A 12,432-nucleotide genomic window follows, 5' to 3' on the forward strand; every position below is an offset into this window, starting at 1 on the left:
GTGAGTGCAGGCGTGATAACCGGCATTGTGCTGGTCTTTTTGTTACTGGGTTATCTGGTGTATGCCTTGATTAATGCGGAGGCGTTCTGATGGCAGCGCAAGGATTTTTACTCATCGCCAGTTTCCTGCTGGTGCTGTTTGTTATCGCCAGGCCGCTGGGCTTTGGGCTGGCACGTCTTATCAACAACACATCCTTACCCGGCCTTGCAGGCGTTGAGCGTGTGCTGTGGCGTGGGCTGGGTATTTCGCAGCAGGAAATGACCTGGCTGCACTATTTGCTGGCGATCCTCGCACTGAATATCCTCGGTCTGCTGATACTGTTTGCGATGTTGATGGCGCAAAACCTGCTGCCGCTGAATCCGCAACAGTTGCCAGGGCTATCGTGGGATCTCGCGCTCAATACCGCTGTTAGTTTTGTAACCAACACCAACTGGCAGTCCTATGCGGGTGAAACCACGTTAAGCTACTTCAGCCAGATGGCCGGCCTGACCGTGCAGAATTTCCTGTCTGCGGCGACAGGTATTGCGGTGATCTTTGCCCTGGCTCGCGCCTTTACGCGACAAAGTATGAACACGCTGGGGAATGCCTGGGTGGACCTGATCCGCATTACGCTGTGGATATTACTGCCGATTTCTCTGCTCATCGCGCTGTTTTTCATCCAGCAAGGTGCGCTGCAAAACCTGCTGCCTTATCAGGCGATTACCACGCTTGAAGGGGCAAAACAACTGCTGCCGATGGGACCTGTCGCCTCACAAGAGGCCATTAAGATGCTCGGTACCAACGGCGGCGGCTTTTTTAATGCCAACTCCTCACATCCGTTTGAAAACCCGACCGCGCTGACCAACATGGTACAGATGCTGGCAATCTTCTTAATTCCCACGGCGCTGTGCTTCGCCTTCGGCGACGTCGTGGGCGATCGCCGACAGGGACGCACTCTGCTCTGGGCTATGTCGCTTATTTTTGTCGTTTGCGTGGCGGTTGTGATGTGGGCCGAAGTGCAGGGTAACCCGCATCTGATGGCGTTTGGCGCAGATAGCAATATTAATATGGAAGGTAAAGAGAGCCGCTTTGGCGTGCTGATCAGTAGCCTGTTTGCGGTCGTCACGACGGCCGCATCCTGTGGCGCAGTTATTGCTATGCACGACTCCTTCACTGCGCTGGGCGGCATGGTACCGATGTGGTTGATGCAGATTGGCGAAGTGGTGTTCGGCGGTGTGGGGTCAGGGTTGTACGGCATGCTGCTGTTCGTACTGCTGGCGGTCTTTATTGCCGGACTGATGATTGGCCGCACTCCGGAATATCTGGGTAAAAAAATCGATGTCCGCGAAATGAAAATGACCGCGCTGGCGATTCTGGTTACCCCTGCGTTGGTGCTGCTTGGGACCGCGATAGCCATGATGAGCGATGCCGGGCGTAGCGCCATGCTCAATCCTGGGCCGCATGGTTTTAGCGAGGTGCTGTACGCGGTCTCGTCTGCCGCCAATAACAATGGGAGCGCCTTTGCCGGATTAAGTGCCAACAGCCCATTCTGGAACAGCCTGCTGGCCGCGTGCATGTTCTTCGGCCGCTTCGGCGTCATTATCCCGGTGATGGCGATTGCCGGTTCACTTGTCGGTAAAAAGAGTCAACCCGCAAGTCCCGGCACGCTACCCACCCACGGTGCGCTGTTTGTTGGATTGTTGATCGGTACGGTGTTGCTGGTTGGCGCCCTCACCTTTGTTCCTGCGCTGGCGCTTGGCCCGGTAGCAGAATACCTCTCTTTACGTTGAGTGATGCGGAGCACATGACTATGAGTCGCAAGCAACTGGCGCTGTTCGAACCTTCTCTGGTCGCACAAGCGCTAATGGACGCAGTGAAAAAATTAAGTCCACATACTCAGTGGCGTAACCCGGTGATGTTTATCGTCTGGCTGGGCAGTCTGCTGACCACCCTGTTAACGGTAGCGATGACGACAGGCCATATGTCAGGTAATCCACTGTTTACCGGCGCGATAAGCCTCTGGCTGTGGGTGACCGTTCTGTTCGCTAACTTTGCGGAAGCGCTGGCTGAAGGGCGTAGTAAAGCGCAGGCCAACAGCCTGAAAGGAGTCAAAAAAACCGCCTTTGCCCGCAAACTTCGTGAACCAAAATATGGCGCGCCAATGGATCACGTGCCAGCCGAAGAGTTACGCAAAGGGGATATCGTGCTGGTGGAAGCTGGCGATATTATCCCTTGTGACGGCGAAGTTATCGAAGGCGGCGCCTCGGTGGATGAAAGCGCCATTACCGGTGAATCCGCGCCAGTAATCCGTGAATCCGGCGGCGATTTTGCCTCCGTCACTGGCGGGACACGCATTCTCTCGGACTGGCTGGTGATCGCGTGTAGCGTCAACCCCGGAGAAACATTCCTCGATCGAATGATTGCCATGGTCGAAGGCGCACAGCGACGTAAAACGCCAAATGAAATCGCGCTGACGATCCTGCTGATTGCCCTGACTATCGTCTTTCTGCTGGCCACCGCCACGCTGTGGCCGTTCTCTGCCTGGGGCGGCAGTGCGGTCAGCATCACGGTACTGGTTGCCCTGCTGGTCTGTCTGATCCCCACCACGATCGGTGGACTGCTCTCCGCGATTGGCGTCGCCGGGATGAGCCGCATGCTGGGTGCGAACGTTATCGCCACCAGCGGACGTGCGGTAGAAGCGGCCGGCGACGTCGATGTCCTGCTGTTGGATAAAACCGGTACCATCACGCTGGGTAACCGTCAGGCCTCTGATTTTCTGCCCGCCCAGGGCGTGGACGAAAAAACACTGGCCGACGCAGCACAGCTTTCATCACTGGCCGACGAAACGCCGGAAGGCCGCAGCATCGTTGTCCTGGCTAAACAGCGTTTTAACCTGCGCATTCGTGACGTACAGTCGCTCCATGCCACTTTTGTGCCGTTTACCGCGCAGAGTCGGATGAGCGGTATCAACATCGACAACCGAATGATCCGCAAAGGCTCCGTAGATGCTATTCGTCGTCACGTCGAAGCTAACGGCGGCCACTTCCCTGCCGATGTGGAGCAGAAAGTCGAAAACGTTGCTCGCCTTGGCGCGACGCCACTGGTCGTTGCTGAAGGTCCACGGGTGCTGGGCGTGATAGCCCTGAAAGATATTGTCAAAGGTGGGATTAAAGAACGTTTTGCTCAGCTGCGCAAAATGGGCATCAAAACGGTGATGATCACCGGCGACAACCGCCTGACTGCTGCAGCAATCGCCGCAGAGGCGGGAGTGGATGACTTTTTAGCCGAAGCGACACCGGAAGCCAAGCTGGCACTGATCCGTCAGTATCAGGCGGAAGGTCGTTTGGTGGCGATGACTGGCGACGGAACCAACGACGCCCCGGCACTGGCGCAGGCCGATGTCGCGGTCGCCATGAACTCCGGGACCCAGGCCGCGAAGGAAGCGGGCAACATGGTGGATCTCGACTCTAACCCCACCAAGCTGATTGAAGTGGTGCACATTGGTAAACAGATGCTGATGACGCGCGGGTCGCTGACCACCTTTAGTATCGCCAACGACGTGGCGAAATATTTCGCCATCATCCCGGCTGCGTTCGCCGCAACTTACCCGCAGCTTAACGCACTGAACGTCATGCGACTGCATTCGCCGGATTCGGCAATCCTGAGCGCCGTCATCTTCAATGCGTTGGTGATTGTCTTCCTGATCCCACTGGCGCTGAAGGGCGTGAGCTATAAGCCGTTATCCGCTTCCGCCATGCTGCGCCGCAATCTGTGGATCTACGGTCTTGGCGGCCTGGTTGTGCCGTTTATCGGTATCAAAGTGATTGATTTACTGCTGACCCTGCTGGGTCTGGTGTGAGGTTTCAGATGAGTGGATTACGTCCTGCATTATCAACATTGCTTTTCCTGATGCTTATCACCGGCGGTGTTTATCCGCTGCTGACCACCGCGCTGGGGCAGTGGTGGTTTCCCCACCAGGCTAACGGCTCGCTTCTGCGTGAAGGTCAGATAATTCGCGGCTCTGAACTGATCGGGCAAAATTTTACCGCCGCGGGTTATTTTCATGGACGCCCGTCGGCAACGGCAGAAGTACCCTATAATCCAATGGCTTCGGGTGGCAGCAACCTGGCAGCAAGCAACCCTGAGTTGGATAAGCAACTACAAAGCAGGATTGCCGCATTGCGTGCTGCTAATCCACAGGCTAACCCTGTTGTGCCCGTGGAACTGGTCACAGCGTCCGCCAGCGGTCTGGACAATAACCTGACCCCCGATGCGGTCGCCTGGCAAATTCCCCGCGTGGCGCAAGCCCGCAACCTCAGCGTTGAAGAGGTTACGCAGTTGGTTGCACACTATACGCAAAAGCCGCTGGTCAGTTTCATCGGTCAGCCGGTAGTGAACCTGGTGGAACTTAATTTAGCGCTGGATAAGCACTGAGAAAAAGGACATGCATAGCGAACCCCTACGTCCCGACCCCGATCGCCTGCTGGAGCAGACCACCGCGCCGCACCGGGGAAAACTGAAAATTTTCTTTGGCGCCTGTGCGGGCGTAGGGAAAACCTGGGCCATGCTGGCGGAGGCACAACGGCTACGGTCGCAGGGGTTGGATGTGCTGATTGGCGTGGTGGAAACCCACGGGCGCAAGGAGACCGCCGCACTGCTGGACGGTCTCACCGTGCTACCGCTGAAACGTCAGGCACACCGTGGGCGGCATATCAGCGAGTTCGATCTTGATGCCGCCCTCGCCCGCCGCCCGGCGCTGATTTTGATGGACGAACTGGCGCATAGCAATGCGCCAGGCTCACGCCACCCCCGCCGCTGGCAGGATATTGAAGAACTGCTGGAAGCCGGGATTGATGTTTTTACCACCGTTAACGTTCAGCATCTGGAAAGCCTGAATGATGTGGTCAGCGGCGTTACCGGTATTCAGGTGCGCGAAACCGTTCCTGACCCGTTTTTCGATGCCGCTGACGATGTGGTCCTGGTCGATCTCCCACCCGACGATTTGCGCCAGCGCCTGAACGAAGGCAAGGTCTATATTGCCGGTCAGGCAGAGCGTGCTATTGAGCATTTCTTCCGCAAAGGTAATTTGATAGCGCTGCGCGAACTTGCTCTGCGACGCACCGCCGATCGGGTAGACGATCAGATGCGAGCCTGGCGGGGGCGTCCAGGAGAAGAAAAAGTCTGGCATACCCGCGATGCCATTTTACTGTGTATTGGACACAACACCGGCAGCGAGAAACTGGTGCGAGCCGCCGCGCGCCTGGCGGCGCGTCTCGGCAGCGTCTGGCATGCGGTCTATGTTGAAACACCGGCGCTACACCGGCTACCCGAAAAACAGCGGCGGGCAATCTTAAGCGCGCTGCGACTGGCGCAGGAACTGGGGGCGGAAACCGCCACCCTCTCCGACCCTGCCGAAGATAAAGCCGTTGTCCGTTATGCCCGGGAACACAACCTGGGGAAAATTGTGCTCGGACGTCCGACAACCCGTCGCTGGTGGCGCAGCGATTCCTTTGCAGACAAGCTGGCTCATCGCGCACCGGATCTCGACCTGATGATTGTCGCACTGGACGATCCCCCTTCTCGTCAGACATTACAAACCACGGATAACCGCACCTTTAAGGATAAATGGCGGGTACAAATCCAGGGTTGCGTGGTCGCCGCTGCATTGTGTGCTGTTACCACATTGATTGCCATGCAGTGGCTGGTCGCATTTGACGCAGCCAACCTGGTGATGCTCTATTTACTGGGCGTGGTGGTGATCGCCCTGTTCTACGGGCGCTGGCCGTCGGTGGTGGCCACGTTTATCAACGTCGCCAGCTTTGATCTCTTCTTTATTGCTCCACGCGGCACGCTTGCCGTGTCTGACGTCCAGTACCTGCTTACCTTTGCCGTGATGCTAACGGTCGGTTTGGTTATCGGTAATCTGACCGCGGGGGTGCGTTATCAGGCCCGGGTTGCACGCTATCGTGAGCAACGAACGCGGCACCTGTATGAGATGTCGAAAGCACTGGCTGTAGGGCGCAGCCAACAGGATATCGCGGCTACCAGCGAACAGTTTATTGCCTCAACGTTTCAGGCCCGTAGCCGGGTGTTATTGCCAGACGAAAACGGTAAGTTGGTTCCCCTGACGCATCAGCAGGGTATGACGCCGTGGGATGATGCCATTGCCCAGTGGAGTTTTGACAAGGGGCAGATGGCCGGTGCCGGCACCGACACATTACCCGGCGTTCCCTATCAAATTTTGCCGTTAAAAAGCGCCGATAAAACCTATGGGCTACTGGTGGTGGAGCCAGGAAACCTGCGTCAGCTGATGATCCCGGAACAGCAACGTCTGCTGGAAACCTTCACCCTGCTGGTAGCCAGTGCGCTGGAGCGCCTGACTCTGACGGCCAGTGAAGAGCAGGCGCGCTTTGCCAGCGAGCGAGAAAGTATTCGCAATGCGCTGCTCGCCGCCCTGTCCCACGATTTACGCACGCCGCTGACGGTGCTGTTCGGTCAGGCGGAGATATTAACGTTGGATCTGGCCAGTGAAGGTTCGCCACACGCTCGCCAGGCCAGCGAGATCCGCCAGCACGTGCTTAATACCACCAGACTGGTCAATAATCTGCTGGATATGGCGCGAATCCAGTCTGGCGGCTTTAATCTTAAGAAAGAGTGGCTAACGCTGGAAGAAGTGGTAGGCAGCGCCCTGCAAATGTTGGAGCCTGGGCTGGCAACACCCATTAACCTGTCACTTCCGGAGCCGTTGACGCTGATACACGTTGATGGACCACTCTTTGAGCGGGTGCTGATTAATCTACTGGAAAATGCCGTCAAATATGCCGGTCCGCAGGCGCAAATCGGTATCGACGCCCAGGTCGACGGTGAGCATCTGCTGCTGGATGTTTGGGACAATGGGCCCGGTATTCCTGCCGGCCTGGAGCAGCGTATTTTCGACAAGTTTTCCCGTGGAAACAAAGAATCATCGGTACCGGGTGTTGGGCTGGGGCTGGCAATTTGTCAGGCGATTGTCGACGTGCACGGTGGCACGATTTCTGCGCATAATCGTCCGCAGGGAGGGGCGTGTTTCCGTGTTACACTGACGCAGGAAGCCCCCCCTGAACTTGAAGATTTTCATGAGGATATGTGACAAACGTACTGATTGTTGAAGATGAACAAGCCATTCGTCGTTTTCTGCGCACCGCGCTGGAAGCTGATGGCCTGCGTGTGTATGAAGCAGAAACGTTGCAACGTGGTCTGCTGGAAGCCGCCACACGAAAACCCGATCTCATCATTCTCGACCTCGGTCTTCCGGACGGTGACGGTATTGATTTTATCCGCGACCTGCGGCAGTGGAGCGCGATCCCGGTGATCGTACTGTCAGCCCGCAGCGAAGAGAGCGATAAAATCGCCGCGCTGGATGCCGGTGCCGATGACTATCTCAGCAAGCCATTCGGCATTGGCGAGCTGCAGGCTCGTTTACGTGTTGCACTGCGCCGCCACGCTACCGGCCCCTCCCCTGATCCCGTGGTGCAATTTTCTGATGTAAAGGTGGATATTGCCGCGCGTCTGGTTCATCGCGGGGCTGAGGAGGTTCATCTGACGCCAATTGAGTTTCGCCTGCTGGCCATACTGCTCAATAATGCCGGAAAAGTGCTGACCCAACGCCAGTTATTGAATCAGGTGTGGGGACCGAATGCCGTTGAGCACAGCCATTACTTACGTATCTATATGGGTCATCTGCGCCAGAAACTGGAGCTGGACCCGGCTCGTCCACGCCATTTTTTGACCGAAACCGGGATTGGCTACCGGTTCATGCCGTGAATATGCACTGAATAAAAAAGCCGGATCAGCACCCAGGCTATCCGGCTTTGTTGTTATTCATGCTGGATAGCGACGCAAGCGTCTTATCCGGCAGAGGATTTACGCGTTCTTCAGCACTTCGCTGACAATCTCAACCGCTTCTTTCTCAATCTGCTTGCGATGTTCTTCACCGAGGAAGCTTTCGCAGTAGATCTTGTAAGCGTCTTCAGTGCCTGACGGACGTGCGGCAAACCAACCGTTGTCAGTCATCACTTTCAGGCCGCCAATCGATGCGCCGTTGCCTGGCGCTGCCGTCAGACGCGCCGTGATCGGGTCGCCCGCCAGCGTGCTGGCGCTCACCATTTCCGGAGAGAGCTTAGACAACGCCGCTTTCTGCGCGGAGGTGGCTCCAGCCTGAATTCGGTTATAGCTCGGTGCACCAAAGCGCGCCGCCAGTTCGTTGTAATGCTCTTGCGGGTTCTTGCCTGTCACTGCCGTAATTTCCGCTGCCAGCAGGCACATGATGATGCCATCTTTGTCAGTGGACCACGGTGTACCGTCGAAACGCAGGAAAGATGCCCCCGCACTTTCTTCGCCGCCGAAACCAAAGCTACCGTCGAACAGACCGTCAACGAACCATTTGAAACCCACCGGCACTTCGACCAGTTTACGTCCCAGGTCGTTCACCACACGATCGATCATCGCGGAGGACACCAGTGTTTTACCCACAGCGACATCTTTGCCCCACTGTGGGCGATGCTGGAACAGGTAGTTGATCGCGACCGCCAGATAGTGGTTCGGATTCATCAGTCCAGCCGGCGTTACGATACCGTGACGGTCATAGTCCGGGTCATTGGCAAACGCCAAATCGAACTTGTCACGCAGCGCCAGCAGACCGGCCATCGCGCACTCGGAGGAGCAGTCCATACGAATGGCGCCGTCTTTATCAAGATGCATAAAGCGGAAAGTCTGGTCGACCTGATCGTTAACGAGGGTCAGATTCAGGTTGTAGTGCTGAGCGATACGTTTCCAGTATTCGATACCGGAACCCCCCAGTGGATCAACGCCCAGCGTCAGACCCGCTTTCTGGATTGCCGCCATATCGACGATATCTGCCAGCCCTTCCACGAAGGGTTGAACCAGGTCTTGTTCTTTAACATGACCGGATGCCAGTGCGGCATCCAGCGGGATACGCTTCACGCCTTTCAGACCATCAGCCAACAGTGCATTTGCCCTGTCTTCTACGACTTTAGTGACGTTAGTATCTGCCGGGCCACCGTTTGGCGGGTTGTATTTAATTCCGCCGTCTTCTGGTGGGTTATGGGACGGCGTGATCACAATACCGTCAGCCAGCGGACCGCCTTTTTTATTGTGGACCAGGATAGCATTCGACACGGCAGGTGTTGGCGTAAAGCCGTTGTTTTCCTGCACGATGACATCAACACCGTTCGCCGCCAGCACTTCCAGTACAGAGATAAATGCCGGTTCAGACAACGCGTGGGTATCCTTGCCCACATAGCACGGGCCAGTAATCCCGTTTTTCGCACGTTCCTCGGCAATCGCCTGAGCGATAGCCAGAATATGCGGCTCATTAAAACTATGACGACCCGCACTACCGCGATGTCCGGATGTACCGAACTTCACCGCGTGCTCCGCATTCCCTGCCGTCGGTTTTAGTACATAGTATTGCGCCGTTAACTGGGCGACGTTAATCAAATCACTCTGTTGCGCAGGTTGACCTGCGCGGTTGTGGATTGCCATTGCCTGGTCCTTCTAATGCAAGGATTAAATTGTTCCGCAAACCTTTTCAATCAACTCCGCGGGGAATTGCATTGACTGCATGATGTGTTCAACCATGCTGCATTTACGGCCGGTATTGGTATTGGTGATCACCCAATATGGCGTGCCTGGCACGTGTTTCGGTTTGGTTTGATTACCATTTTTCAGCAACGTCTGTTCATCCGCTGCGAAATAGACGCGCGTGCGGCCATGCAACGATTCTGTTGCTTGTGCAAACGCGTGTTGATCCAGTGAGTACAGTGTAGACAGCACCAGCATAAAGCGATTCACTGCTTTTTTCTGTTCCGCATATTCATCGGAAAGCAGCAGTTCACGCATGGCGCGCACTTTGTCTTTCGCGGGGTTAACCGGCTTGGCTTCCACGACAGGTTGCACGGCGCGGACTTCTTTTACTACCGGAGAGACAGGCTGTGATGCGGCGGAAAACTTCAACATACGCCGTAAAATGTCGGATGCGCTCTCGCCAATATGCTTGGTGTGGCTGGCAATATAGCTATAGAGTTCATCATCAACTTCAATCGTTTTCATCTTAATCCAGTGCAATGTTTGGCTGAATACAAGTTGTCAGGACTTTACACGCTGTAGTGTAAAGGCAAATCCTAACAGCGGATAGCGTCGAGCCTGGTGACCAGCAAAACTCGGAGTAACCGTAGTTGTTGCAGCCATGTGGCAGAATGGTCAACATGATACCCTAACCCGTGAGTGTGAAAAAAAGAACTTTGCCATGAAATTGAATATCCGAGCGCAATCTGCGCAAAACCCGCACAATAATTCTCCCATCGTCCTGGTTCACGGTCTGTTTGGCAGTCTGGATAATCTGGGCATACTGGCGCGCTCCCTGGTAGCCGATCACGATATCATCCAGGTCGATATGCGAAACCATGGCCTTTCGCCCCGCTCACCAGAGATGAATTATCCGGCCATGGCGCAGGATCTGTTGGATACGCTGGACGATCAACAGATCGAAAAAGCGACCTTTATTGGGCACTCCATGGGGGGCAAAGCCGTCATGGCACTGACCGCACTGGCGCCGGAACGCATCGATCAACTGGTCGCTATCGATATTGCACCGGTTGACTATCACGTACGCCGCCACGATGAGATTTTTGCCGCCATTAACGCGGTAACAGATGCCCAGGCGTCCTCGCGCCAGCAGGCCGCGAGCGTCATGCGCCAGCATTTGCAAGAAGAAGGCGTGATCCAGTTTCTGCTGAAATCCTTTGTTGACGGCGAGTGGCGCTTTAACGTCCCTGTGTTGTGGGATCAATATCCCCATATCGTGGGATGGGAAACCATTCCCGCCTGGGAACATCCGGCGTTGTTTATCCCTGGCGGTAATTCACCTTATGTGACCGCAGCGTATCGCGAGCAACTACTGGCGCAATTCCCGCAGGCCCGCGCCCACGTTATTGCCGGCGCAGGCCATTGGGTACATGCAGAAAAACCAGAAGCGGTGCTGCGTGCTATCCGTCGTTATCTGAGTGAGAAGGTTAACTGATTAAAAACTCAGCGTCTGCGCGCGATTACGTGCGTGGGCGTTGGCGCGCCTCCCCTGCTGATGTATTATGGCGCGCTATCCATCCGGGCAGACGCCTGGCTGATTGTTTCCCCGAAGTCACCAAGATCATGGCCAAAGAACAAACGGACCGTACGACATTAGATCTGTTCGCGCAGGAGCGTCGCCCGGGACGACCCAAAACCAATCCGCTTTCGCGTGATGAACAGTTACGTATTAACAAACGTAATCAGCTGAAACGCGATAAAGTTCGCGGGCTTAAGCGTGTCGAACTGAAACTGAACGCGGATGCCGTTGACGCTCTGAATGAGCTGGCGGAAGCGCGCAACATGAGTCGCAGTGAACTCATCGAAGAGATGCTGATGAACCAACTCACCGCATTGCGCGGTCAGGCATAGTCTGAATTTCTGCTCTATACCCCAAATAATTCGAGTTACAGGAAGGCGGCAAATGAACGAATCCCGGTGAGCTTACTGTAGTAAGTGATTCGGGTGAGTGAGCGCAGCCAACGCACCTGAAACTTGAAGTATGACGGGTATAAATCATAAATCGTGTAGCACAGAGTGCAGTCCTGCGTGTTTGCTGTTTCCGCATGCCGGACTGTTCTGCTATGATTGCCCTTATCCGTGGGCAATGCGCCACCACCATTTCAATAAGTTTCAAGAGGTTATTTTACTCATGGCAATCACTGGCATCTTTTTCGGCAGCGACACCGGTAATACCGAAAATATCGCAAAAATGATTCAAAAACAGCTTGGTAAAGACGTTGCCGATGTACATGACATTGCAAAAAGCAGCAAAGAAGACCTGGAAGGGTATGACATTCTGCTGCTCGGCATCCCAACCTGGTACTACGGTGAAGCGCAGTGCGACTGGGACGACTTCTTCCCTACTCTCGAAGACATTGATTTTAACGGTAAACTGGTGGCATTGTTCGGCTGTGGCGACCAGGAAGATTACGCAGAATATTTTTGTGATGCGTTAGGCACCATCCGCGACATCATCGAGCCGCGCGGCGCCACCATTGTCGGCCACTGGCCAACGGCGGGTTACCATTTTGAAGCGTCCAAAGGTCTGGCAGATGACGACCACTTTGTCGGTCTGGCTATCGATGAAGATCGCCAGCCGGAACTGACCGCAGAACGCGTAGAAAAATGGGTTAAGCAGATCTCTGAAGAGTTGCACCTCGACGAAATCATCAATGCCTGATTTCGTGCGGCGTAGATATTCATCTGCGCCGCATCAATAGATAAAACCAATCAAAATAATTGCTACAAATTTGTAACTTTTTCGCCTGACCCTGTACAATGGCTGGATGCCAATCGGGTATTGCACAGTGTGTTTGTCGGTGATAC

General features: G+C 55.2%; 11 protein-coding genes. 9 read left to right on the plus strand and 2 right to left on the minus strand.

The window, feature by feature from the left end; all coding sequences use genetic code 11:
- Genes kdpF through kdpE form a run of 6 tightly spaced genes read left to right on the plus strand, consistent with a single transcriptional unit; the run spans nucleotide 1 to nucleotide 7,782 of the window.
- A complete protein-coding gene (gene kdpF, locus HV261_RS18855) occupies nucleotides 1–90 on the plus strand; it encodes a K(+)-transporting ATPase subunit F (protein ID WP_001670793.1) in 90 nt (29 codons plus the stop codon).
- Nucleotides 90–1,769 (plus strand): potassium-transporting ATPase subunit KdpA, encoded by a 1,680-nt coding sequence (gene kdpA, locus HV261_RS18860; protein ID WP_202039130.1) that lies wholly within the window; start codon nucleotides 90–92, stop codon nucleotides 1,767–1,769. Before kdpF ends, kdpA begins: the two co-directional genes overlap by 1 nt.
- A 20-nt stretch (nucleotides 1,770–1,789) precedes the next feature.
- Complete coding sequence (gene kdpB / locus HV261_RS18865; protein ID WP_202039131.1) at nucleotides 1,790–3,838, plus strand: potassium-transporting ATPase subunit KdpB; 2,049 nt, start codon at nucleotides 1,790–1,792, stop codon at nucleotides 3,836–3,838.
- A gap of 8 nt (nucleotides 3,839–3,846) precedes the next feature.
- Nucleotides 3,847–4,413, plus strand: coding sequence for a potassium-transporting ATPase subunit KdpC (gene kdpC / locus HV261_RS18870; RefSeq protein ID WP_202039132.1), 567 nt, complete (start codon nucleotides 3,847–3,849; stop codon nucleotides 4,411–4,413).
- 10 nt (nucleotides 4,414–4,423) lie between these two features.
- The gene (gene kdpD, locus HV261_RS18875) at nucleotides 4,424–7,108 is read left to right on the plus strand and encodes a two-component system sensor histidine kinase KdpD (RefSeq protein ID WP_202039133.1); all 2,685 of its coding nucleotides are present in this window, start codon (nucleotides 4,424–4,426) and stop codon (nucleotides 7,106–7,108) included.
- Nucleotides 7,105–7,782 carry a two-component system response regulator KdpE gene (kdpE, locus tag HV261_RS18880; protein WP_202039134.1) on the plus strand — a complete coding sequence of 226 codons (678 nt, stop codon included), beginning with the start codon at nucleotides 7,105–7,107 and terminating at the stop codon, nucleotides 7,780–7,782. Before kdpD ends, kdpE begins: the two co-directional genes overlap by 4 nt.
- Before the next feature lie 99 nt (nucleotides 7,783–7,881).
- Here kdpE and pgm read toward each other — a convergent pair whose 3' ends face one another.
- Nucleotides 7,882–9,522, minus strand: coding sequence for a phosphoglucomutase (alpha-D-glucose-1,6-bisphosphate-dependent) (gene pgm / locus HV261_RS18885; protein WP_101742411.1), 1,641 nt, complete (start codon nucleotides 9,520–9,522; stop codon nucleotides 7,882–7,884).
- Nucleotides 9,523–9,546: 24 nt separating this feature from the next.
- Nucleotides 9,547–10,089 carry a replication initiation negative regulator SeqA gene (seqA, locus tag HV261_RS18890; protein WP_137384485.1) on the minus strand — a complete coding sequence of 181 codons (543 nt, stop codon included), beginning with the start codon at nucleotides 10,087–10,089 and terminating at the stop codon, nucleotides 9,547–9,549.
- Nucleotides 10,090–10,285: 196 nt separating this feature from the next.
- Here seqA and ybfF point away from each other — a divergent pair, with 196 nt between their 5' ends.
- From ybfF to fldA, 3 genes are all read left to right on the plus strand, one after another.
- Entirely contained in the window at nucleotides 10,286–11,059 is a 774-nt protein-coding gene (gene ybfF, locus HV261_RS18895; protein ID WP_202039135.1) for an esterase, read from the plus strand.
- 128 nt (nucleotides 11,060–11,187) lie between these two features.
- Nucleotides 11,188–11,475 carry a LexA regulated protein gene (ybfE, locus tag HV261_RS18900; protein WP_005121400.1) on the plus strand — a complete coding sequence of 96 codons (288 nt, stop codon included), beginning with the start codon at nucleotides 11,188–11,190 and terminating at the stop codon, nucleotides 11,473–11,475.
- 280 nt (nucleotides 11,476–11,755) lie between these two features.
- Nucleotides 11,756–12,286: a flavodoxin FldA gene (fldA, locus tag HV261_RS18905; protein WP_003022839.1), complete on the plus strand. Its 531-nt coding sequence runs from the start codon at nucleotides 11,756–11,758 to the stop codon at nucleotides 12,284–12,286.
- The last annotated feature ends 146 nt before the right edge of the window (nucleotides 12,287–12,432 follow it).

This window comes from Citrobacter sp. RHBSTW-00671 (assembly GCF_014103415.1).
GTDB lineage: Bacteria > Pseudomonadota > Gammaproteobacteria > Enterobacterales > Enterobacteriaceae > Citrobacter.